Source organism: Cephaloticoccus primus, from assembly GCF_001580015.1.
GTDB classification, from domain to species: Bacteria; Verrucomicrobiota; Verrucomicrobiia; order Opitutales; family Opitutaceae; genus Cephaloticoccus; species Cephaloticoccus primus.
Window position 1 is genome coordinate 105672 of the sequence record NZ_LSZQ01000012.1, and the last position, 22199, is coordinate 127870.

At 63.0% G+C, this 22199-nt stretch carries 19 protein-coding genes; 4 read left to right on the top strand and 15 right to left on the bottom strand.

Annotation, left to right across the window (positions count from 1 at the left end; translation table 11 throughout):
- Positions 1-77: 77 nt before the first annotated feature.
- The 7 genes from AXK11_RS01540 to AXK11_RS01570 form a co-directional block, all read right to left on the bottom strand.
- Positions 78-1400, bottom strand: coding sequence for an ABC transporter substrate-binding protein (locus AXK11_RS01540; protein ID WP_068628626.1), 1323 nt, complete (start codon positions 1398-1400; stop codon positions 78-80).
- Between the two features lie 25 nt (positions 1401-1425).
- Positions 1426-2154, bottom strand: a complete 729-nt coding sequence (locus AXK11_RS01545) for an SDR family oxidoreductase (protein WP_068628629.1) — start codon at positions 2152-2154, stop codon at positions 1426-1428.
- Between the two features lie 73 nt (positions 2155-2227).
- Complete coding sequence (locus AXK11_RS01550; RefSeq protein WP_082780742.1) at positions 2228-3529, bottom strand: carbohydrate porin; 1302 nt, start codon at positions 3527-3529, stop codon at positions 2228-2230.
- 130 nt (positions 3530-3659) lie between these two features.
- Positions 3660-4934, bottom strand: a complete 1275-nt coding sequence (locus AXK11_RS01555) for a D-tagatose-bisphosphate aldolase, class II, non-catalytic subunit (RefSeq protein WP_068628634.1) — start codon at positions 4932-4934, stop codon at positions 3660-3662.
- The gene (locus AXK11_RS01560) at positions 4931-5875 is read right to left on the bottom strand and encodes a tagatose kinase (protein ID WP_068628636.1); all 945 of its coding nucleotides are present in this window, start codon (positions 5873-5875) and stop codon (positions 4931-4933) included. Before AXK11_RS01560 ends, AXK11_RS01555 begins: the two co-directional genes overlap by 4 nt.
- Positions 5876-5920: 45 nt before the next feature.
- The gene (locus AXK11_RS01565; protein WP_082780743.1) at positions 5921-7162 is read right to left on the bottom strand and encodes an ROK family transcriptional regulator; all 1242 of its coding nucleotides are present in this window, start codon (positions 7160-7162) and stop codon (positions 5921-5923) included.
- Between the two features lie 96 nt (positions 7163-7258).
- On the bottom strand, positions 7259-8155 hold the full coding sequence (locus AXK11_RS01570; protein WP_068628700.1) for a sugar phosphate isomerase/epimerase family protein: 897 nt from the start codon (positions 8153-8155) through the stop codon (positions 7259-7261).
- Positions 8156-8357: 202 nt separating this feature from the next.
- Between AXK11_RS01570 and AXK11_RS01575 the strand changes: the two genes are divergently transcribed.
- Positions 8358-9239 (top strand): GolD/DthD family dehydrogenase, encoded by an 882-nt coding sequence (locus AXK11_RS01575; RefSeq protein ID WP_082780744.1) that lies wholly within the window; start codon positions 8358-8360, stop codon positions 9237-9239.
- Between the two features lie 147 nt (positions 9240-9386).
- Here the strand turns inward: AXK11_RS01575 and AXK11_RS01580 are convergent, their stop codons facing one another.
- The 6 genes from AXK11_RS01580 to AXK11_RS01605 form a co-directional block, all read right to left on the bottom strand.
- Complete coding sequence (locus AXK11_RS01580) at positions 9387-10688, bottom strand: ammonium transporter (RefSeq protein ID WP_068628641.1); 1302 nt, start codon at positions 10686-10688, stop codon at positions 9387-9389.
- Positions 10689-10992: 304 nt separating this feature from the next.
- Positions 10993-12360: an NADP-specific glutamate dehydrogenase gene (gdhA, locus tag AXK11_RS01585; protein ID WP_068628642.1), complete on the bottom strand. Its 1368-nt coding sequence runs from the start codon at positions 12358-12360 to the stop codon at positions 10993-10995.
- Positions 12361-12633: 273 nt separating this feature from the next.
- Positions 12634-13911 (bottom strand): glycosyltransferase, encoded by a 1278-nt coding sequence (locus AXK11_RS01590; RefSeq protein WP_068628643.1) that lies wholly within the window; start codon positions 13909-13911, stop codon positions 12634-12636.
- 23 nt (positions 13912-13934) lie between these two features.
- Positions 13935-15062: an SDR family NAD(P)-dependent oxidoreductase gene (locus AXK11_RS01595; protein WP_068628645.1), complete on the bottom strand. Its 1128-nt coding sequence runs from the start codon at positions 15060-15062 to the stop codon at positions 13935-13937.
- Positions 15063-15105: 43 nt separating this feature from the next.
- Positions 15106-16401 carry a beta-ketoacyl-[acyl-carrier-protein] synthase family protein gene (locus AXK11_RS01600; protein WP_068628646.1) on the bottom strand — a complete coding sequence of 432 codons (1296 nt, stop codon included), beginning with the start codon at positions 16399-16401 and terminating at the stop codon, positions 15106-15108.
- 31 nt (positions 16402-16432) lie between these two features.
- Entirely contained in the window at positions 16433-17455 is a 1023-nt protein-coding gene (locus AXK11_RS01605; protein ID WP_068628648.1) for an ApeI family dehydratase, read from the bottom strand.
- Between the two features lie 244 nt (positions 17456-17699).
- On the opposite strand from AXK11_RS01605, the gene AXK11_RS01610 reads away from it, so the two are divergent.
- From AXK11_RS01610 to AXK11_RS01620, 3 genes are all read left to right on the top strand, one after another.
- Complete coding sequence (locus AXK11_RS01610; protein ID WP_068628650.1) at positions 17700-19070, top strand: glycosyltransferase family 4 protein; 1371 nt, start codon at positions 17700-17702, stop codon at positions 19068-19070.
- A gap of 10 nt (positions 19071-19080) precedes the next feature.
- Entirely contained in the window at positions 19081-19485 is a 405-nt protein-coding gene (locus AXK11_RS01615; RefSeq protein WP_068628652.1) for an acyl-CoA thioesterase, read from the top strand.
- Positions 19486-19557: 72 nt separating this feature from the next.
- Positions 19558-19839, top strand: a complete 282-nt coding sequence (locus AXK11_RS01620) for an antitoxin MazE-like protein (protein WP_068628654.1) — start codon at positions 19558-19560, stop codon at positions 19837-19839.
- 369 nt (positions 19840-20208) lie between these two features.
- Here the strand turns inward: AXK11_RS01620 and queG are convergent, their stop codons facing one another.
- The gene (gene queG / locus AXK11_RS01625) at positions 20209-21429 is read right to left on the bottom strand and encodes a tRNA epoxyqueuosine(34) reductase QueG (RefSeq protein WP_068628656.1); all 1221 of its coding nucleotides are present in this window, start codon (positions 21427-21429) and stop codon (positions 20209-20211) included.
- A gap of 18 nt (positions 21430-21447) precedes the next feature.
- Entirely contained in the window at positions 21448-22044 is a 597-nt protein-coding gene (locus AXK11_RS01630) for a shikimate kinase (protein ID WP_231865714.1), read from the bottom strand.
- Between the last annotated feature and the right edge of the window lie 155 nt (positions 22045-22199).

The window sequence follows — 22199 nt, forward strand, 5'->3', positions numbered from 1 at the left end:
CGAAACAGGCCTCGTAGGGGCGAGAACCGCCCCCTGCCCGGCCTCAAACAGCAGAGCAGAGGGCTAACAGGAGAGGGCTACTTTTTATAATAACCCGCCTTACGCATTTCACGCTCGGCCAGTTTTTGTGAGGCCTCAAGCGCCTTCTTAACCGTAGTTTTACCTGCGAGTGCCGCGCTGATATGCTGCCCCACACCTGTACCAATCGCCTGAAATTCGGGGATCACAACATATTGCAGGCCTTTATACGGCGAGGGGGCCTCGGTCTGATCATCCAGGCTCTTTATCCCGTTTAAAATGCGCTGCTCAGTCTTTGCAAACGGGGCGGCGGCCTGAAACTCAGGAATCTCGTAGGTCGATTTGCGCGTGCCTGTCGGCACGAGGTGCCAGCCCTTTTCTTGAGCGACGAGTCGTACGTATTCTTTGGAAGTGGCCCATTTGGCAAAGCGCTGGGCTGCCTCCGCTTTTTTCGTACTGGCCGGAACGGCAAGATTCCATGAAAATATCCAGAGTGCGCCCTTGGAGCTGGGGCCTGTCGGCGAGGTCGCAAAAGCGACTTTGTCATGCACTTTGGACTGGGCGGGATCACTTACAAACAAGGCGGCACTCGTCGCATCGACCCATACGGCACATTTCCCCTCGTTAAACAAAGCGAGGACTTCGTTAAAATTATTCGAGGTCGAGCCGGGAGGGCCGTATTTTTTCATGATATCCACATAAAATCCGATCGCCTGCTCCCAGGCCGGAGTATTGATCGCAGGCTTCCAGTTCATATCGAAGAACTGTCCGCCAAAAGTATGTACCAAGGGCGTGAGAAAGGCCATATTCGCGCCCCAGCCCGGCTGCCCGCGAAGACCGACACCGTAGATACCATGCTCTGGATCGTGCGCTTTTTGGATAAACTCGCGCACCTGTTCCCAGGTCGGATTATCCGGCATCACAAAGCCAAGCTTGTCCGCCAGGTCCTTGCGATAATACAGCATCGAAGCCTCCCCATAGAATGGGAGCGCATAGAGCTGCCCCTCGTGGGAAACCGCATCGCGGATCACGGGCAGCAGGTCATCCACATCGTAAGACTCATCTGTCTCGATCGGGAGCAGCCAGCCCTTGGTCGACCAGAGTGCGGCCTCGTAGGAGCCGATTGTCATGACATCGAATTGGCCGCCCTTGGTAGCGATATCGGTAGTCACGCGCTGGCGCAGCGTATTCTCCTCAAGCGTCACCCAGGTGACTTTTATATCAGGATTGGCTTGCTCGAAGTGCGAGGTCAGCCGCTGCATATCAATTATCTGCCCATTATTGACTGCCGCGACGACAATCTCTGTGGGTTGAGAAAAGGCGAGCGCAGCAGGGGCCAGCGCAGCGATAAACAGGGGGATAAGTTTTTTTAGTCTGAACATTTTCGTATTGGGGTTTTAGTGTATCTTACAGGTCAAAGCTACTGGGGATGATAACCATATCGCGGATCGTCACATTGCGCGGCCTCGTGAGCATGTAGAGGATGGCATCGGCAATCGCAGCGGGCTCGATGATGCTGCCATTTTCCTTGGCCTTGCGCAGATTCTCTTCCGGCCAATCGGCCAAAAGTGCACTGCTCACCGGCCCCGGGGAAACCGAGCCCACCCGAATCCCGTGTGGCAGCAGTTGCCGACGCATGATTTGCACGAAGGAATGCGTCGCCCACTTGGAGGGAGAGTATACGGGCTCCCAGGCGACTGCACTGTGGCCCGCCAAAGAGCTGGTTACAATGATATCACCGGTCTTCCTCTCGATCATATGAGGGATGATCGAGCGTACGTTTTTAATCACCACATTTATATTAAGCTGCAACATGCGGTCGATATTATCGAGCTCGGCATCAACCAGGTCGCCACCGATATAGATCCCCGCATTGGCGTGAAATATATCCACGTGCGGGACTGCCGCGAGCAGCTCATCGGCAAGCCGCTTGCACTGGGCAGTATCCAGCAGGTCCAGAACCAGCGGGATGGCGGCTTCGCCCAGCCCGTCGCAGACGGCATTGAGCGCGCGCTCGTTTTTGTCGATCAAGACGACCTTGGCTCCCGCGTAGAGGAGTGCCTGAGCCGTCGCGAGGCCGATTCCGGAAGCCGCACCGGTGACAGCGGCGATTTTGTCTTTTAGCGGTCTTGGCATGATTTTTTTTGGGGGAGCGACCTGGGGTTTGGCCCCAAGTCGCTTTTTTTGGGGTTTTAGGTGTTACATAAGCTTACCAGCCCATGTATTTGATGATCCTTTTTGTGGGCGTGTAGCCGCCCCAGAACTCGATTTGTATGCCGAAATTCCCTCCGTGGCGACTCGTACCGAAAGCCCCCGAGGAGGAAAGCGCAGTCCCCGGAGCGACAAAGTCGGCTGCACGCTGCGCAGCACCATTCCACTGCGCCCACGTATAGAAAATACGGATATCCGGGCGGCTCCAAAAGCCTGTGCCTTTAGGCGAAAAGCTCGGGGCAAAGGTGTACTTGGTCATGCTGCGGCGCGCAGCCCCGCTCGGGTTCACCTCATCGTGGCCGATTTCCAGCGTCAGCTTGATGCGATCGCTGACGCCGTAGCTGGCGCGACCACCGACCGAAATCCAATCCTGCGTGGCGCCATTGGCGAATCGGTCGCGCTGCCAAATACCTGTGACCTGGCCGCCGAGGCGCTCGCCTTGCCACTCGTAAGCTTCCACGATCCGCCAGCGGTTGTTATCACGATTCAGGAAAACATCCCCGGTAAAACCCAGACCCGTGCCCGGCCCTTCCCCATATTGCAGCACCAGATTATTTTTCGACTGCTCGCCGATTTTTTGCTGATGGCGCACATGAGCGGCCCAGCCCCAGCTCGTCCCCGCGCGGTGTTTGTCCTTCTCCACGTGGTTCAGGCCAAACTCCAGGCTGCCGCCTGTGTTTGTATCAATACCTTCGATCAGGAGGTCATTGCGGTTCACATAATATTCCTGAGACAGCTTGTCTTTGCGCGAGAGGAACCAGGTCGCCTTCAGCTTGCCGAGTTGCACATCCTGCACACCCGCTCCCAGCCCCGATGCCATATTGCGGTAGAAGAAGTCATTAATATGTACATCAGCCTGTTTCAGATAAACCATCCGGCCGGCGATAATTGCGCCACCGTTAAGCCACGGCAAGTTGCGCCAGCCAAGGAGCACTTCGGGCAGGCGGGTGCTCCCTTCGCCATTGGTATAACTGTGTACACCGTAGGGATGATTAAACACACCGCCCAGCGTTGCGCTCACTATTGAGCCATCGCCAAAGCGGGCCAGATCCTGCTTCAAAAAGGCTTCGAGGTACTGCTCAAACTCGTTGCCTAACCGGTATTTGGAAAGAGCCCCCGGCAGCTTGAAGCTCCGGTCGGGGTTCATCCCCTCGGTCATTCCTGTGCGAAAATACGCCTTCAAGTCGCCATTCCAATGCTCTGCTTCGGCTGCCGAAAGACTCGTGAACGAGCCGATCAACATTCCCAAGAGCATCGTAATACGACTTACTCCATTCGTTTTATTGGTGTTTATTTGCATGGTTTGCTTTGCTGGTTTCGGACTAGGGGTAAAGGTGTAGGGCACGATTCTGGGACAAGGAGTCCCTCCAGCACTCACTTCGAATGCCTTATTCTTGTGAGTCCCGTCAGTGATTTTTACTTGAGTAAAATTACTCTTTTATTGCGTATTTGTACCGATTCAGGGATTCGATAACGGCTTGTTCCATGAGTTCACCGGCGGTGCTGGCTGGGGGCAGGCCAGCATCCGGCTTGATTATCCCCGGGAAATATTGGCGAATGAGCGGAGGGGGTATTTTTACTCCATTGAATGCGGACAGGAGCTGATCGACGGCCGCCTCGATCTGTTTATCTGGCCAATAATAGCGGATCCGATCCGACAGGCTGTAGTGGCGCTGGATATAGAGCTCCGGCCCTGTACCCATATAATAGTTTTTCCAGTGGCCGGGCTCGGCACACATACGGGCTTCAACGACCGACTTTAAACCGGGACGCTCGGGGGCAAGCCCCAGTTCTTTGGCAACGGCATCGAGTCCATAAAGCGCCTCGCGCAGAACAAAAGTCAGCTCTGGCCCCACTTTTAGAATAACAAAGCCATCGCGCACGAGGGAGGAGAGCGCAGCGCGGGGCTGATAATCTGTGGAGTGTGCCTCGAAAACAAAGCCTGGGAGTGCATCCAGTGTTTTTGATAGAGCCTGCGCCCGCTCGGGCTCGTAAATAATCACATCTTCGTGTCCGAACTCGACTCCGGGTTGTACAACGAGGCCGATCACGCGCTGCCAAGCCTCGGTCAAACCGGCTTTTTCAAATGCGCAGCGGTGAATCTCCACTGTCTGGCGAGCCGCGGAGGGATCGGTCACTTGCATATGATCGAGCGACTCGACCGCGCCTCCGGGCACAGGAACCTCGGTGCCAATGATATAAACAGGAGCCTCACTGGAGCTTCGCGCCGCTTCGGCGGCCTTTACCAGGCGCACCGCGCGCCCGGCGGTCTGCTCGTCGGCCAGAGCCGCCGGCTCACCGAGACAGCCCATACTCGTGTCGACGTGGATCTTGGAAAACCCCGCACGCACAAACTCGGCGATCATGACCTCCGCTTTTGCGAGTGCTTGCTCAGCAGGGAGATGCTTCCAGGGATTGGGCCCGAGGTGATCTCCGCCAAATAGGATCCGCTCCTTGGGGAAGCCGACCTGGGCCGCCTCGCGCTCCACAAAAGCGCGAAAATCCGTCGGCGTCATCCCTGTATATCCCCCGTCCTGATTCACTTGATTACAAGTGGCCTCAATCAATACCGGCGCGTCGTCCGCCAGCCCGTGGCGCAGCGCGGCGCGGATGACAACAGGATGTGCCGAGCACACCGAGGTGATGCCCGCGCGCTGACCCGCGGCGCGCGCCTTGGGCAGGTTTTCAAGAAACTGAATACTCATAAGACTACCTTGTTTATTGTAATAAAATGATCGACCTCGGCAGCGGTACTCGCGCCCTCCATCGGGCCGCGCCGCGTAACCGCCAGCGCCCCCGCAGCATTCGCCGCAAGCAGGCACCGCTCCGGCGCCTGACCCTGCAACCACCGCGCAACAAAAGTCCCCGCAAAACAATCTCCGGCCCCCGTCGGGTCGAGCTCCTCGACATCAAAGCCCGGCACCGAAATATCCCCCCCGCGGCTGATGTAACGCGATCCGGCGCGCGCTTGTTTCAAGACAATTGCCTCCACACCACGGTCCAGAATATCCTGTAGTGCAGCCGCTTCTTCAACCTGCGAACTAAACAGGAACAGCTCCTCACCGCTGGGCATAAACAAATCCGTCTGCTCAAGCACCCGCTCCATAGCTGAGCGCAACTCGTCGCTCCCGAGCATTTCCTTGCGGATATTGGGATCAAAGGACACCGTCCCCCCGCGGATTTTTATATCTCCCAGGGCATGATCGATCAGATCGATCACTCCTCCCGAAAACAACGAAGAACCCATCACATGCAGGTGAGCGGCCTCTTTTATAATCGATTCGGCCTCCGCATTCAGCTCTATATACTGATTCGCACTGTGGCGTATATTGTAAACGAAATCACGACTACCGTCCTCACGATAACGCACAAAGGCACTCCCCGTCGCCGCAGACGCGTGTACCCGCACTCCAGAGATATCGACCGTGTCTCGCTGTAAACGCTGGAGATTCAGGCGGCCAAAATCATCGTCGCCCACGCAACTGATGATCGCGCCGGACTGGCCTTGGCGCACGAGTTGATCGATAAAAATCGCGGGCGCGCCCGAGGGAAAGGGCCCCAGCAGCTCCAGCGGCTCCAAAAAGCCCGCCCCGCGCGAGGTCGCGAGTATCTCGACGACGATCTCTCCAATAGTGACTACTTTCATGGGATTCGTGAGAGAGGGGCAAAAGTTGGGCGGGAAAATGTGGGCTTAGCTCAGGCTGGGCTTGGGAAGCACCTGGGCATCCACCGAGAAAAACTTGCGGTGCATCAGCAGGGCAGCCCCGAGCGGCGTGCCATCCTCCCCCAGCGGGGAGACCTGGATTTCGGGCATCGGAAATCCATCGATGAACTCACGGTGCAGCGCAGCGCGGACGTCTTCTCCCGCGAGCCCGAACAGTGGGGCCACCGCCCCTCCGAGGATGATGCTGTGCGGGTTGAGAATCGCACTGACTTGCGTGAGACCTTGAGCCATCTTTTCACCCCAGCGGCGCACGACCTGGCGCGCGGCGGGCTCGCCCGCTTGATGCGCCGCAATGAGCGCAGACAATCCGCCGGAGGGCCCCCCCGCTCGGGGAGCCGCTCCCTCGCCCGCCGTACGATAGCTCTCCAGTACCGCGTCTTTCCCGACGTGGTTTTCAAAATGTGCCGCCGGACGGCGCTTTTGCTGCGCGGTGATCGGCGCCGGCTCGGACAAAAGCAGGTGCCCAAACTCGCCCGCATAGCCGAAACTGCCGCGAAAGAGTTCGCCGTTGTGAAAAATCGCCCCGCCCACGCCATTTTCCATCGTGAAAAAGGCCACCGTGCCCTCCATGAGCGGCGGATTGCGCCACAGCGCGGCGACGCCAAAAGCATTGGCATCGTTCTCCACCGCGACCGGAAAATCAGCCGCAGCCGGCCCAAGCTCTTCGAGCAAGAGCCGATGCAGCGGGACATCGCGCCACCCGAGTACCAGGCCGTTGACCACCGTCCCGGCCTCATCGACCAGTGCCGGGATGGCAGCGCCCAGCCCGCGGATCGGGGCGACACCGGCAAGGCGCGCGCGAGCTTCCTCCACCAGCCCCCCGATCCGGCGAACGGTGTCCTGTGGAGCGACATTTGCCGTGTCGTACGCCACGGCCTGCCGCCCGATCACCTCCCCCGCCAGATCGACCACCATCACCGCCAGGCGCTCAATACCGATCTCCACCCCGATAAACGCCCCGCCCTCCGGATTGATCTCAATCGCGATCCCCGGGCGACCGACCTGCTCGTTTACTGCTTCGGGCTCAGGGCGTTGCTCACGCTCGCGCAAGAGCCCCGCCTCCACCAATCCGCCCACCACACTGCCGATACTGGAGCGGTTCAGGCCGACCCGACGGGCGAGCTCAGCCCGACTCAAAGCCCCGTGGCGCAGCAGCGTATTGAGCACCTGCACTTCGTTCAAGTGGCGGATAGATTGTGGTGTAGCCATTGTGTGGGTGTGTCTTTGTGGCAGGGGTCAGGTAAATATCATTCGCTCACGGGAAGTAATAACGGTTAAGCGCACTCTATTTCCTCATTCGTTTATTCACGGATTGATACACGCTGCCCGACGGGCCTTCAGCCGGGCCTGTGCCTGCGCAAATTCAAACTCGATATACGACTTGGCCTGACGCGCCAGCTCCCGATTATCCTTCCACGTATCCCTCCAGATCGCGCAGGTAATGGACAGATCGCGATCAACCACCGCATGCGAAAAAGACTCAAAGGTAATCGCATCATCGTAGCCGATCTCCAGCAGCGCATCAAAAATAGCCGAAAAGTTGATCGTCCCCGTACCGAGCGCACCGCGATAGTTTTCGCCGAGGTGCAGGTAGCCCAGCTTATCTCCGGCGAGCCGCACTGCTGCCGCCGGATCGCACTCCTCAATCGCCATGTGAAACGTATCGAGGTGTAAAAACAGATTATCCGAACCGCTCTCCCGAATATATTTAAGCCCCTGTGCGACTGTATTGAGCAAGTTGCTCTCGAAGCGATTTACTATCTCCAGATTGATGGAAACTCCCGCACGCTTCGCGCGCTCGGCCACACGGCCCAGCACCTCCACGCTATTTTTCCATCCCCGCCGGGTCGGCATCGTCTGGTACTTCGTATGCGCGGAAAACACGATGCCACCGAGTTTCTCGCCGCCCAGATCGCGCGTGATCCGCACCGCATCGTCCAGAAAGGCCTCCCCCCGGGCCACCGTTTCCGCATCTTCGCTGGAAACATCGCAGTGCAGCGGCAGCCCGAGCGTGACCACAACCTTCAGCCCGCACTCGCTCAACCGGCGGGCCAGCCAGGCCACATCAAACTTTTTCGGGTCGAGCCGCGGAAACTCGATCAACTGGTAGCCCAGCTCGGCGGAGGCGCGGATCGCCTTGTCCAGCTCCTGCTGGGTACTCCCGCCCGTCCAGACAAAGGAGTGAATCCCAAGGGCTTTTATCGAGTTCGCCGAGGAGAGCGGCGAACGGCATTTTGAGGCAGGGGCGGCCTGTTTCATTGTTGTTTGGGGAGGACTGGAACCGGAAAAGCGAAGGGTAGAGGGAAAAGGAGGGGTTACTTCTGTTTGTTTGTTGCTAAAACAAACAAACTAGGGCGCTTTTTTTCATCCCCTTTTAAACCCTGTCAAGCGAAAGCTTAACCCCATGACTACCCGCCCCGCCTCCTCCTCCCCTCCGACTGCTGCGGCCAATAACGACCGTGCGACTGCGAACCCCACATCATCCGCTCTCGCAGTGCCGCCCGATGGAAAAAGGAATACCCGCCCGGCAGCCTGTGCGGCGACAGCCGCAAACTTCGCTGGCAAACGAGTCCTCATCACTGGAGCCGCAGGCGGCATCGGCCACGCGCTCGTGCAGCGCTTCGCACAAGCCGGAGCCACGCTCGCCTTGGTCGACAGCTCACCCGCGCTCACAGAGCTCGCCGCGGAGCTCGGCGCACCACACCGCGCGTGGCGAGTCGACCTCAGCGACGAAGCCGCCATCACCCGCTTCGCCGCAGATGCGCTGCGAGAGCTCGGCCCGATCGACATCCTCATCAACAACGCGGGCATCGCCCCGCTCGCCCCCGCCGCGACGCTCAGCACCGAGATTTGGGACAGCACGATGAGTGTAAACCTGCGCGCGCCCTTCCTGCTCTGCCGCGCCTTCGCCGGCCCGATGCTGGAGCGAGGCTGGGGCCGCATCGTCAACCTCGCCTCGCAGGCGGCACTGATCGGGATCGACGGGCACGCCGCCTACTCGGCCAGCAAGGCCGGCCTGCTCGGCATGAGCTACTGCATGGCGCTGGAGTGGGGCCCCCGCGGCGTCACCGTAAACTGCATTTCGCCGACCGTCGTCGACACCCCGATGGGCTCCGGCTCGACCTGGAGCGGCGAGCGCGGTGTGCAAGCCCGCCGCGAAATCCCTGTAGGCCGCTTCGCCCGCCCCGAAGAAATCGCCGCAGCCGCGGCCTACCTCGCCAGCGAAGACGCCGCCATGATCAACGGTAGCAACCTCGTCATCGACGGCGGCCGCACCATCCGCTGAAAAACGGTGCGGCAAAGGCCCCGGTGGCCGGTGGCCCCACCGCCGCGCCCTCCCCTGCCCTCCGCGAAAACCTCTGCGAAGCCGCCGGGAGCAAGGAGAGCACAAGGCGGCGCGTCGAGCGGGTGAGGGGCCGCGGGCACTCTCCGCCTACGAGTGGTAGGCGGTTTCGCCGTGGCTGCTGATGTCGAGCCCTTCGCGTTCGGCTTCCTCGGAGACGCGCAGGCCGATGGTGAGATCCACCAGTTTGTAGGCGGCAAAGGACACCGCGCCCGACCAAGCGAGGGTGATCGCCACGCTCTTGAGCTGCACCAGCACCTGGTGCGCCATGCCGAAATCGGCGCCTCCCGTGCCGCCCAGCGAGGGTGCCGCCAGCACGCCCGTCAGGACTGCGCCGAGGATCGCGCCCACGCCGTGCACGCCAAACACGTCGAACGCATCGTCCACCCGCAGCATCCGCTTCAGCCCGCCGACTCCCCACAGGCAGGCCACACCAGACAGCAGCCCCAGCGCGATCGCTCCCGCAGGCCCGACAAAACCGGCCGCAGGCGTGACCGCCACCAACCCGGCCACGGCACCCGACACCGAGCCGAGCATCGAGCACTTCCCCTTGAGCCAGGACTCCGCCGCGCTCCACGACAGCGCCGCCGCGCCGGTGGCCAGAAGCGTGTTAACAAAGGCGAGCCCCGCCGTGCTGCCCGCGCTCAGGGCCGAGCCCGCGTTAAAGCCAAACCAGCCGACCCACAACAGCGAGGCCCCGATCATCGTCATGACCAGCGAGTGCGGCGGCATCGCTTCCCTGCCGAAGCCCACACGCGGGCCGATCATGTACGCGCCGATCAGGCCCGCCATCGCCGCGTTGATGTGGACGACCGTGCCGCCTGCGAAATCGAGCGCGCCATCTTCAAACAGCAGCCCGCCCGGTGCCCACACCATGTGCGCAATCGGCACGTAGCTGAAGGTGAACCACAGCACGGCAAAGGTAATCACCGCCGCAAACTTCACGCGCTCGGCAAAGGAGCCGACGATCAGCGCGCAAGTGATGGCGGCGAAAGTCGACTGGAAGGCCACGAACACGTACTCCGGGATCGTGTCCGACAAACTGTCCGCCGTGATACCGCCCAAGAGCAGTTTATCGAAGCTGCCGTAGAGCGCACCGCCTCCGGCAAACACCAGACTGTAGCCGTAGATCACCCACAAGATGGGGATCAGCGCGAAGAGCGTGAACACCTGCATCAGCACCGACAGCATGTTCTTCGAGCGGCCGAGCCCGCCGTAAAACAAGGCCAGCCCGGGCACGATCATGAGGATGACCAGCATCGTCGAAGTCAGCATCCAGGCCGTGTCGCCCGCGCTGAGGACTGGCGCCGCCTCAGGAGCGGCGGCCTGAGCAAAGGCAGGCGCAACACCGCCCACCAGAAAAAATCCAGAAACCAGGGAACACAGTCTCATAGGTCTTTTCTCCAAGGGTTAATCTTATCATCCACTGCGCGTGGGGCGGCAGGCGGTGCCTGCTCCCGTTTACTGTGCGGTTCGTGTGTCGGGCGAAACGCCCGACACACGAACCGCACAGTAAGGGACTCCCGACCTTCGGTCGGCTAAGAGATTCACTCGTTAACTGAAAAAATCGCCCCAATGGGTTTTCGTTACGTTTGAACCTCCTGTCGCAACGCGACAGGGCAAAAGTCGCAGGCTTCCACCGCCTTCAGCGGGCGCGGCCCAACGGGGGCCGCGCCCGCGAGAGCTTTCGAAGCGCTTAGACGATGCCCTGTTCGAGCATGGCGTCGGCGACCTTGACGAAGCCGGCGATGTTGGCGCCGTCCACGTAGTTCACAAAGCCGTCTTTCTGCGTGCCGTACTCCAGGCAGGAGTGGTGGATGCTCTTCATGATCGCGTGCAGGCGGTTATCCACCTCGCCGCGCGTCCACGAAAGCCGCATCGCGTTTTGGCTCATCTCCAGGCCGCTGGTAGCGACGCCGCCCGCGTTGGCGGCCTTGCCCGGGCCGTAGAGGATCTTGGCCTTGAGGAAGACCTCTACCGCGCCGAGGTCCGACGGCATGTTGGCGCCTTCGGCCACGCACACGCAGCCGTTTTTGACGAGCGTCTCGGCATCGGCCGCGTGGATCTCGTTTTGCGTCGCCGAGGGTAGCGCGATGTCGCAAGGCAGCGCCCAGGGCGTCTTCCCCGCGAGGAACTCCAGCTTGTACTCCTGGGCAAACTCCGCGATCCGGCCGCGGCGGTTGTTTTTCAGATCCATGACCCACGCGAGTTGCTCGCTGGTAAGCCCGTCCGGGATGTGCACGGTGCCCGCCGAGTCGGACAGCGAGATGACCTTGGCGCCGAGCTCGATGGCCTTCTCTGCGGAGTATTGCGAGACGTTGCCCGAGCCCGAGATCGCCACACGGCGGCCCTCAAAGCTGAGCTTGCGCTTTTTGAGCATCTCCTGGGCGAAGTACACGCAGCCGTAGCCGGTCGCCTCGGGGCGGATCAGGCTGCCGCCGTAGGCGAGGCCCTTGCCCGTGAGCACGGAGGCAAACTCGTTGGCCAGGCGCTTGTACTGGCCGAAGAGGAAGCCGATCTCGCGGCCCCCCACGCCGATGTCGCCTGCGGGCACATCGAGCGACGCGCCGATGTGGCGGTGCAGCTCGGTCATGAACGACTGGCAGAAGCGCATCACCTCGCCATCGCTGCGACCGTGCGGATCGAAGTCCGAGCCGCCCTTGCCGCCGCCCATCGGCAGCGTGGTGAGCGAGTTTTTAAACACCTGCTCGAAGGCCAGAAACTTGAGGATCCCGAGGTTCACCGAAGCGTGAAAACGCAGCCCCCCCTTGTAGGGGCCGATTGCGCTGTTCATCTGCACGCGGTAACCGCGGTTGACCTGGACGGCGCCCTTATCGTCTACCCAGGGCACCCGGAACATGATGACGCGCTCCGGCTCGACGATGCGCTCAAGGAGGCCCGCCGAGGCGTAACGCGGATTTTTTTCTACAAACGGCCAAAGGCTCATGAGAACCTCTTCGACCGCCTGGTGGAACTCAGGCTGCGAAGGATCGCGCTGACGGATTTGTTCGAGGAATGTATTTAAGTTTTTCAATGGCGGGAAAACAGATCGCGGATTCCGCATGCGCCTAACAACCCAAAACCCACGCAACAGGCCCCATTTCACGCGACTTTTACTTAGGCTAATCTCGCGCTGCGCAGACGCTGATAAAGCTAATCAAAAAACCACCCCCTCCAGATAGGGGGGGATCTCGCGCAAAAAAACTCCTCCCAAACCCACCCCACCGAGGTGGGGTACCCATCAAAAGCACCTGCCAGCCCAGTGGTTACGCGAACGGATGCGTGCCCACAGCGCCGCGCGCCCACGCGCACCGCGCAGCCCCCCCCCGGGCGGAGCTCAGCCTTGGTGCAGGGCCTCGGCCGTCGCGCCTGGGCGAGCGGCACTCAGCGGAGGCTCTGCCCACGGGTAGCGGGTGAGCTCGGCCTGGCAGACTTCGTTGGCCAGTGCCACGAGCTCATCAATCAGGAGCGTGGGATCCTCCGTATAACGGGCCGCGCGGAAGCGGTCGCGCACCGCGCGGTAAGCGGCGGGCTCGCGCATCCAGTGGTCGATCAGAGCCTCGAAATCGCCCGCGTTTTCGATCCGGGGTGAGGCCGCCCCATTGTGGAAAAATTTCCAGGTCAGCTCCTCCTGCGGCATGATCCCGCCAAAGGCGTTAAAGATAATCGGGCAACCGTGATCGAGTGCCTGCGCGCAAGTCGTCGTGCCGCCGCGCGTCACCACACAGTCGCTGACTTGCAGGAGCAGGTGCATGACATCCGTGTAGCCCTCGATGTGGCAGCGCAGCTCGGGGTGGTTGGCGCGCCAGTGGATGAGCGTGTTGTACGCCTCCCGGTTGCGCCCGCAGATGAGGATGACCTGGCAGCGGCTGGCATGGCGCAGTAGCGTGGGCAGCAGCGCGAGGTGGTTGTTCGCCCCATTCCCCCCCGTCGCCAGAAACACCGTAAAGAGCCCCGGGCGCAGGCCCAGTTGATGGGAGAGGAAGTGCTCCCGCTCGTCATGCATCAGCACCTCGTGATGCTCGCGCGGGCGCATCAGCCGCCCGCGCACCCGGGTGCGTTCGCGCGGGATGCCTTTCTTGACCGCGTAGTCGTTGGCCGTCGCCGTGCGCGAGAAGTACCGATCCACGGTCGGCTCGATCCAGTTGATCGAGTAACCCCAACCGCCGGAAAACTCTCCGCAATACGTCGCCGTGCGCACTCTCCCGCCGCTCCCGCCCCGGCCCGCCGGCCCCTCGCCGAGCACCGCGCGCGCGAGCTGGAAGTAGCCGCGGTTGAGGCAGTCGTGCACGCTAAAGACAAGGTGCGGCCGATACGTCCGCAACACGTCGAGGTAGTAACCTCGCCCCAGCGTGACCGTACGGCCATTGATCAAGCTCAGCCCCTCGACTACCGCGTAGAACGCCTTGTGCATCCAGGGCGACTTTTTCTGGATCCAGTTGTAGAGGTTTACCCCGAGGCGCGCGACCCACGAGGACTTCTCCAACATCTGCTCGATCCGCACATCGACCTGATGGCGGTAGAGCTCGAAGCACCACTCCGCAAAGGCCTCTGCGCGCGCGTCGTGGCCGCCGCCAGTGCTGGAGGTGAGAACGAGGATCCGCAGTTTCGACATATCGGGTGGTTTCCTGTCGGGCGCTACACATCGAAGTAGCGCGCCTGCACACGCCGCTTGAGGGCCAGCGAGCCAAAGCGCGCGAGGAGCGGCGCGAGCACGGCCTGGGAAAATCGCCCGCAGCGCAGCGTGGTGCTGCGGCAGCGCAGCAGGGCACGGCGCAGCGCGCGCGCCGCATGCTCGGGCGGCGGCCCGCCCTGCATCAGCCGCTCAAAAGCGGCCTTCGCCGTCTTCAACCGTTCTATCTTGCGTGCTTCCGATGGAGGCACGTCGGCCTTTCGCTCTTTGGATAGCGGGGTCGTTGCCCCCGCGTCAAAATGGAGCTCTTCAAGGTGTTCGCCCAGATACAAAACCGAGCGGGCAAAGTCGGTGCGGTAGTCACCCGGGCGCAGGTCGATCACGCTCAAGCTCGTGCCCGCGGTTTCGATCATGAGGCTTTCGCTCAGCGCGGTGAGGCCGGCTTTCACGATGTTGTAGCTCGTCTGGTAAGGCAGCGGAAACTCAGCCGCGAGCGAGGAGACGTTGACCAGTGCCCTTGGGCGCGGCGGCAACGCGTCCGACGCCACTTCGCGCCTGCCCTGCTCCGCCGCTTCGCGCGCGCGCCAATCGCCGAGTGCCGCGTGGGCGAGCCGCGCAGTGTTGACGAGCATCACCTCGATCTGCCGTTGCCAGTGCGCGAAGTCGGTCGCCGCGAAATCGCCAAACACGCTGTAGCCCGCGTTGTTGATCACGATGTCGAAACCGCCCGCGTTTTCACACTGGTCGCCGCCCGCGTTTTCGCACTGTCCGCCGCACGCCTGCGCCGCCGTTTCGCGGAAAATCCGCTCGGCCTCCGCACCATCCGCCAAGTCGAGCGCCACCGGCGTAAACCGGCCGTGGCGGCCGCGCGGGTAATCCCCCTCGAGTGCGCCTAGGTTTGCGACTGCCGTGTTCGCAGTATCCGCGCCTGGCGCCACGCCGGCGTTTGTCGCGTTTCCCGAAAACTCCGTGCTCAGATGTGCCAGGCGCGCCACATCGCGCGCACTGCCCCACACGTCCACGCCCTCGGCGAGGAGCATTTGCGCGAAGGCTTGCCCGAGACCCGTGCTCGCCCCGCTCACAAAGGCCCTGCGGTACAGCGAAGAGAGGCGGCGGTGAGCGGCGGCAGGCACGTAGTAAAGGGCTTGGAGGAACGACGCGGCAGCGCGGGGTGCTTCACGCGCGCTTGAGCACGACGCTGACGTTGGCCCCGCCGAAGCCGCTGCTGTTGTTTAAAACCACGCGCGGCGGCTCGGCCACCGTTTTGCGCAAGATGCGCAGCCCGGCGCACTCGGGGTCCAGCTGCGCAATGTGCGCCGAACCGGGCAAGAAACCTTCGCGCAGCGCGAGGGCGCAAAATGCGCTCTCCATCGCGCCCGCCAGCGAGAGGCCGTGGCCGGTCAACGCCTTGGTGCTGCTGATCGCGGGCGAGGCGGGCGAGCGCCCTCCCGCCCCGCCCTCCTCACCCGATCCGGCAAAGACAGACTTGATCGCGCGGACTTCCGAGAGGTCGCCGATGGGCGTCGAGGTCGCGTGCGCGTTGATGTAATCGACGTCGCCCGGCGCGAGCTGCGCGGCTTGCAGCGCGCGGCGCATCGCCAGCGCGAGCCCTTCACCCTCGGGGTGCGAGATCGCGACGTTGTGCCCATCGGAGGCCTGGCCCCAGGCGGCAACCTCGCCGTAAACGGGCGCGCCGCGCCGCTGCACTTCGTCTTCGGTTTCGAGGACGAGAACCGCCGCGCCGCCTGTCCCCACAAAACCGTCGCGCGCGGCGTCGAAGGGCCGCGAGGCGAGCGCGGGGTCGCGCTGGAGCGAGAGCGCGCGCATCCCGGCAAAGGGCAGGATGCTGTCCACATTTCCATCCTCCGCGCCCACGACGAACATCCGCTTCGCGCGCCCGAGGACGAGGTCGTCGTAGGCGTAGCCGAGCGCGTGGGCCGATGACGCGCAGGCCGAGGAAAAGCCGCACGAGGCGCCCTTGATCTTGAAGTGCGCGACAAGGTTGAAATTCAGCGTGCCGGAAATCGCCGCCACGATGCCCAGCGGCGAGCAGCGCATGACGCCGAGCTGGTGCATACGGCCCAGCATGTAGCCCATGAGCTGGGGCGAGCCGCCCGAAGCCGCGTAAAGGCCCGTGTCCGGATTGTTGGCAAAGTCCGCCTCGCCGAGCCCCGCATCGGTGATCGCCTGCTGCATGGCGCACCACGCGTAGAGACCGTGCGGCGCCATCCCGCGGATGACTTCGCGGCGAATGCGGTAGGCATCGGGGTAAGTCCAGTCCTCGGGATCGTTTGACGCCGTATCGAAGCCGCGCACGGGAGCGGCAACTTTTACCGGCACGTCGTCACCCGCAAAGGGCGGGTAAAGCTGGATGCCGTGGCGCAGCTCGCGCAGTGCCGCGGTCACGCTCGGCACGTCGTTGCCAATGCTCGTGATGAGCCCGAGGCCCGTTATGAACACCCTGCCAGCCATGTGAGTAGAGTGGATTTTCGCGCGGTGCCGACTAGGCGGTAGGGCTGCTGCTGCTCGTGGTGCCAGTGGTTGCGGGCGAGGCGGGCGCCACGACGCTCGCGGGAGCCGCCCCTCCCGCCCCTCCGGATGCTGCGGATGCCTCAGCCTCAGGCGCGGCGGCGGGCGCAGGCGCGTCCTTTAGCCCAAAGGTCAGCGTGATCTCTTCGGCGATGGCCGTCTTTTCCTGGCCGACGCGGATCGCGCCCTCAAAGGTCGCCAGCGGCATCTTCGCCCGCTTGGGCCGGATCGATAGCGAGAGGACGTCGCCCGGGCGGCACACGCGATGGGCGCGCACGCCCTCGCAGCCGGTGAAGAAGATCTGCTCGGCGTTTACCACCTTGCCCGCCTCGGTCGGCTCAAAGCCTTCCAGCAGATAGAGGACGGCGAGCTGCCCGAGCGCCTCCAGCATGATGGAGGCCGGCAGGACGGGGTTGTTCTTGAAGTGCCCTTTCAGGAAAAACTCCTCGCCCGTGATTTTGTATTTCGCGCTGGCGTGAGTGGAGCTGATCGACGCCTCGTTGAGGAACAGGAAGGGCGGCTGGATCGGCATCACGGCGGCGATTTGCTCGATCGGCAAAAACTTCGCCGGTTGCGGCGGAGGCAGCCCGCGGGCCTTGCAGTCGATGAATACCTTGATGTCGCCGACGGTGCGGAGGTTGCGCAGCTCGTCGTTGTTGATCGTCATGCGCAGGGTCTCTTCGACGAGGATGACGATCTCCATCATCGTGAGCGAATCGATGCCCAGGTCTTCAATAAGCCGCAGCTCGTCGTTGCCCTCCTGGAGCTTGGGGCGCAGATCGGGATCTACGAAGCGCTCTATCACGCCGATGACGACCGTAGGGAGTGGCTCGACGTCGCCCGTCTTCAGGAACTTCAACGCAGCCTCCAAAGTCGCAGATGAGCAGCGTTTTAGCGATTCGCGCAGCGCCACCTCGTCCTCCGCAGAAAAGGGCCTGGGCTGCTTGTCTGCGGGGCGGTTGCCCGCGGGAGATACGGATGCGTTTACGTCTGTCATCGGGGGGAAGGATGTAGCTGGCGGGGTTTTCTAATGTAAACGTATTTCCCTTGAGGCAGCGAGCCACAGATTGCGTAGAGGATACGTAGAAACACCAGACTTTGATTTAAGGAAATGAGTGGGGCCGCGTCCCTCCACCAATGTTCCCGGAAAGCATAAAAAGGCCGCACCGAGTTTTCTGGATATCCACCGCGCCAGGGGGCCTACTGCGCGGCTACTCGCCGCCCCCCCTCCCGCTCTCGCCATGCCGCAGCCGCCCCCACGCACACACCTGTTTATCACGCACGAGTTTTACCCACGGCGGGGCGGCATCGCGACCTTTGTGGAGGAGATCGCCCGGGCGGCCAGCGCGCTCGGGCACGAGGTCGAGGTGTGGGCGCAGGCGCTGCCGCGTGGCGCGCCCGAGCGCAGCTTCCCCTTTCGGCTGCGGCGGCTGCCACTGGCCGGCTCGCACGACCTGGGCTGCCGCCTCAAGCTGGCGCGCGCGCTCCTGCGCCAGCGGCAGTGGCTGCGCCACGCCAGCGTCTACCTCGTCGAGCCCGGGCCCATCCTCGCCTTTCTGTGGCTGCAATTCTGCCTGCGCCCGCGCGAGCTCTCGCTTACCTTTCACGGCTCCGACATTTTGAAGCTTTCCCGCAACCTGCTTCACCGCGCGCTGCTGCGCCGCCTGATCGCGCGCGCCGACCGCATCAGCACGCTGACGCGCTACACGCGCGACTTGCTCTTCGCGCACTTCCCCGAGGCGCGCGCGCGCTTCGTCCTGAGCCCCGGCGCACTGCGGCACGACTTTGCCGAGGCCACGCCAACCGCGTCACCTGCGGGCGGCCAAAGTGAAGCAAACCCGCCGGCTCCAAAACGTAGCCGCGAGCGGCGGCTGATCATCCTCACGGTCGGGCGGCTGCATCCGCGCAAAGGCCAGCAGCGCACACTCGCCGCGCTCACTGCCCTGCCCGCCGAGCTCCGGCGGCGCGTCGAGTACTGGCTCGTCGGCAGCAGCGCGGAGCGCGGGGCGGGCAAGCGCTACGCCCAGCAACTGCGCGCGCAGGCCGCCGCAGCAGCGCCCGACCTGTGCGTCAAGTTTTTGGGCGACGTACCTGACGAGCAACTCGGGGCGGTTTACGCGCAGGCCGATATTTTTGCCCTCACCAGCGTGGCGCACGGGCCGAGCGTCGAGGGCTTCGGCCTCGTCTATCTGGAGGCCGCTGCGCACGGGCTGCCCATCGTCGCCCACGACATCGGCGGTGTGAGCGAAGCCGTCTGCGCAGAGACAAATAATCCGGGCGGCAAAAACTCCCGAGAGTCAGCGCACGAGCGACCAACAAATCAGTCCACCGACCGCGCCGCGCCAAACGGCCTGCTCGTCGTGCCCGAGGGGCCAGACTCACTCGAAAAGCTGCGCGACGCCTTCGCCCGCTTGGTCACCGACGATGCCCTGCGCGCGCGTCTCGGCGCAGCAGGCCCGACCTGGGCGCGACGCCAAAGCTGGCAAGACTCGGCCGCCGCACTCCTCGGCGTAAAACCGCCGCGCGCTCAAACGCTACCGCCGCTGCAAAACGAGCCGCACACCGATGCGGCCTCGACAGCAGGAGGCGCGGGCGACTCCGATTTTTTTTAACAAAAAACCTATGATCACTTCCCGAAGCGAAGTCACCGTCCGCTACGCGGAGACCGACATGATGGGCGTCGTCTACCACGGCAGCTACCTGCCCTGGTTTGAAATCGGGCGCACCACGCTCTTGCGCGAGCAAGGGCTGCCCTACCGCTCACTCGAAGAGATGGGCTACCGGCTGCCCGTCCTCGAAGTAACGGCAAAATACCTGCGGCCCGCCGTCTACGACGACACGCTTACGATCCTCACCACGCTGCGCGAAAAACCGGTCCTGCGCATCGTCCTCGAATACGAAGTGCGCCGCGGCGACGAGCTCCTCGCCACCGCCAAAACCACCCACGCCTTTATCGACCGCGAAGGCCGCCCCGTGCGCCCGCCACCGCACTTCGCCGAAAGGATGAACGCCGCCTTCGCGGGCTAGCGCGTGTGTCGTGCTCGCTGCTTGCGACTGGAGGCCGGACGCATAGACCTCACCGCAAAGGAGCCGCCCCTTATGAACGATACCGCCGGAATCACCATCAAGATTCCGCCTCAACCAAGGCGCCGCAGTCACTTCGGTAATGTAAAGCTGCGCCCCTATGTCCTGTGGCTGCCCGATGTTGATGATCCAGCCTTCGACGAGGCCATGCGCCGAAGTGCAGAGTCTGCTGTCGCAGCACTGAAAAACAGCCAGGAAGAGCAAGAGGTCATGCGCTGGTGCGAGGCCGCCGCTGCGGAATCCCTAAAGGACGAACCGCCCTACGACTGGGGAGACGCCAACGAGCGGCTCGCATAATAAAAGAGTCGAAGACTCCACTGCGCGTGGGGCGGCAGGCGGTGCCTACACCCATTTATTGAGCGGCTTATGTATCGCGCGTTTCGCGCAATACATAAGCCGCTCAATAAGGAACTCCCGACCTCCGGTCGGGCGGGAGATTTAACCCGTAAACTTTTTCGCCGCGCCCAAATGGGTACGCGCTCCATCCGCATTTAAAGCCTTCCTCCCTGTCGTGAAACGACAGGGGAATGGTCCGTTAAATTTGGGAATCGTCTTCGTCGCGCAGCGACGGGGCCGATTCCCAAATTCAATGGCACGTGGCGACCCGCCACCGCCCTCCCGCCCCCACGCGTAGTGGCTGCCTGCCTCCACGATGTGGCCATTACCTCAATCGACTAATGACACGCCTTGGGGCGCGGTGGCCCACCAGGTGTATTCTTCCAGCACGTCCGCATCGGTTTCTGCGGTGCGCGCGGGGGCGAGCAGGGCTGCGGCGGCGTTTACGCCCAGGAGCCGGTGCAGTGCCCAGACCGCATGCACGCGCAGCAGAGGCAGCTCGTGTTGCGCAAGCGCCAACAGCGGCGGGATGAGCGCGCGCCGCTCGGCCTCCGGCAGCTCCGCCGCCAGGTTTCCTGCGACGACGCAGGCGTTGCGCAACAGCCCGCGCAGCTTCAGCCGCTTGATCGGCGTGCGCCGGAAAACTTCTGCAAAACGTTCCGGCGTCAGCGCCAGCAGCTCTTCCAGCGAAATTTCCGGTAAATCGTGCCGCGCGGCCAACAGGAGTGCCCTCCCCGCCTGAGCGAAGCGATTCCACGGGCAGACTTTCAGGCAGGTATCGCAGCCGTAGATCCGCCGCCCGATCCCCGCACGCAACTCGCGCGGGATGATCCCCTTGTTCTCGATCGTCTGGTACGAAACGCAGCGCCGTGCATCCACCACGCCGGGCGCGGCAAAGGCCGCCGTCGGGCACGCATCGAGGCAGCGCGTGCATTTCCCGCAGAGCAGCCCCACGTCGGCAAAATCGCTCGCCTGCTGCCGCACGGGCGGATCGGGCCGCAGCGCGACCGTCGTTAAAATCGAGGCGAGGAACAGCCAGTTTCCGTGCGTGCGCGAGATCAGCATCGCGTTTTTCCCCACGAAACCGAGGCCCGCCTTGGCCGCCCAGCCGCGCTCAATCACGGGCCCCGTATCGACGTAGTAACGGTAGTCGCCACTGCCCACGCCGAAGGTCGCCTCAACCGCGCGGCCCGCCTCCGCCAGCGCCACCTTGATCGTGTCGTGGTAATCCTCCCACAGCGCGTAGCGCGCCCACTGCGGCCCGCGCTGCCGCAGCTCGCCGCCCGGCCAGTAGTTGACGCCCAGCATGATGATCGAGCGTGCGCCAGCCAACACCTGCGTGGGGTCGAGCCGCTTGTCCACGCTGCGCTCCATCCACGCCATGTCGCCGTGCATCCCTGCTGCGAGCCACTCGCGCAGGGGCCGACCGTCCAGCTTGTGCAGCGCAGCGAAGCGCACCTCGTCAAAACCCAGCTCGCGCAGCCGCGCGCGCAACTGCTCTTGCGGCTCCACTGCGGGGGAGGTGGAAACGGCGGCTCGGGCGGCACTCATCGCGACACGCTGCCAAGCCTAGGGGTGCGCACGGGCAAACTCCGCGGCCTCGCGCCGCCACACGCGGTGGACATGCGCCACGACATCCGCCAGCGGCCGCCCATCGGTCAGCACGAGGCTGCCCGCGCGGCGGTAAATCGGTTCGCGCGCCGCGTAGAGCGCGCGAAGCCGCGCCAGCCGATCTTCGACCTCCAGGAGCGGGCGGTTGTGGTGTCGGCGCGTGCGCTCAAGCACCGTCTCCACCGAGGCGTGCAAGCACACCACGACGCCCAGCCCGAGTAACGTCTCCCGCATCCCGGGCTGCACCACGAGCCCGCCACCGCAGGAAACCACGGTGCGAGTGGGCGGGTGCCCGCGCTCGATAAACGCGCGCTCCATCGCGCGAAACGCCGCCTCCCCCTCGCGCTCAAAAATCTCGGCAATCGGGCGCCCCTGCTGCCGCTCGATCTCGTGGTCGCTATCGAGCACGGCGAAGCCCAGCCGCCGCGCCACCGCGCGCCCCACCGTGCTTTTGCCCGTGCCCATAAACCCGACCAGGTAGAGATTTACGTCCTCTCGATTCACTGTCTCGCCACGCTGATCGGGCCGCCAGTCGCGTCCATAAAAAAGCCCCACTGCGCGTGGAGCGGTGGCGGGGCGCCACTTGCCATTTAATTTGCGATTTTGCTCGTGCGCTTTGCGCCCAAACAAAATCGCAAATCAAGGGACCTCTCCTTGTCGCTCTGCGACAGAGGGAGAATCCCAGAACACGAATGAAGCCAAAACCCGTT

Excerpts from the sequence above, each read along its gene's own strand:
- AXK11_RS01540 (WP_068628626.1), bottom strand. The coding sequence starts at position 1,400 with ATGTTCAGACTAAAAAAACTTATCCCCCTGTTTATCGCTGCGCTGGCC.
- AXK11_RS01545 (WP_068628629.1), bottom strand. The coding sequence starts at position 2,154 with ATGCCAAGACCGCTAAAAGACAAAATCGCCGCTGTCACCGGTGCGGCT.
- AXK11_RS01550 (WP_082780742.1), bottom strand. The coding sequence starts at position 3,529 with ATGCAAATAAACACCAATAAAACGAATGGAGTAAGTCGTATTACGATG.
- AXK11_RS01555 (WP_068628634.1), bottom strand. The coding sequence starts at position 4,934 with ATGAGTATTCAGTTTCTTGAAAACCTGCCCAAGGCGCGCGCCGCGGGT.
- AXK11_RS01560 (WP_068628636.1), bottom strand. The coding sequence starts at position 5,875 with ATGAAAGTAGTCACTATTGGAGAGATCGTCGTCGAGATACTCGCGACC.
- AXK11_RS01565 (WP_082780743.1), bottom strand. The coding sequence starts at position 7,162 with ATGGCTACACCACAATCTATCCGCCACTTGAACGAAGTGCAGGTGCTC.
- AXK11_RS01575 (WP_082780744.1), top strand. The coding sequence starts at position 8,358 with ATGACTACCCGCCCCGCCTCCTCCTCCCCTCCGACTGCTGCGGCCAAT.
- AXK11_RS01580 (WP_068628641.1), bottom strand. The coding sequence starts at position 10,688 with ATGAGACTGTGTTCCCTGGTTTCTGGATTTTTTCTGGTGGGCGGTGTT.
- gdhA (WP_068628642.1), bottom strand. The coding sequence starts at position 12,360 with ATGCGGAATCCGCGATCTGTTTTCCCGCCATTGAAAAACTTAAATACA.
- AXK11_RS01590 (WP_068628643.1), bottom strand. The coding sequence starts at position 13,911 with ATGTCGAAACTGCGGATCCTCGTTCTCACCTCCAGCACTGGCGGCGGC.
- AXK11_RS01600 (WP_068628646.1), bottom strand. The coding sequence starts at position 16,401 with ATGGCTGGCAGGGTGTTCATAACGGGCCTCGGGCTCATCACGAGCATT.
- AXK11_RS01605 (WP_068628648.1), bottom strand. The coding sequence starts at position 17,455 with ATGACAGACGTAAACGCATCCGTATCTCCCGCGGGCAACCGCCCCGCA.
- AXK11_RS01610 (WP_068628650.1), top strand. The coding sequence starts at position 17,700 with ATGCCGCAGCCGCCCCCACGCACACACCTGTTTATCACGCACGAGTTT.
- AXK11_RS01615 (WP_068628652.1), top strand. The coding sequence starts at position 19,081 with ATGATCACTTCCCGAAGCGAAGTCACCGTCCGCTACGCGGAGACCGAC.
- AXK11_RS01620 (WP_068628654.1), top strand. The coding sequence starts at position 19,558 with ATGAACGATACCGCCGGAATCACCATCAAGATTCCGCCTCAACCAAGG.
- queG (WP_068628656.1), bottom strand. The coding sequence starts at position 21,429 with ATGAGTGCCGCCCGAGCCGCCGTTTCCACCTCCCCCGCAGTGGAGCCG.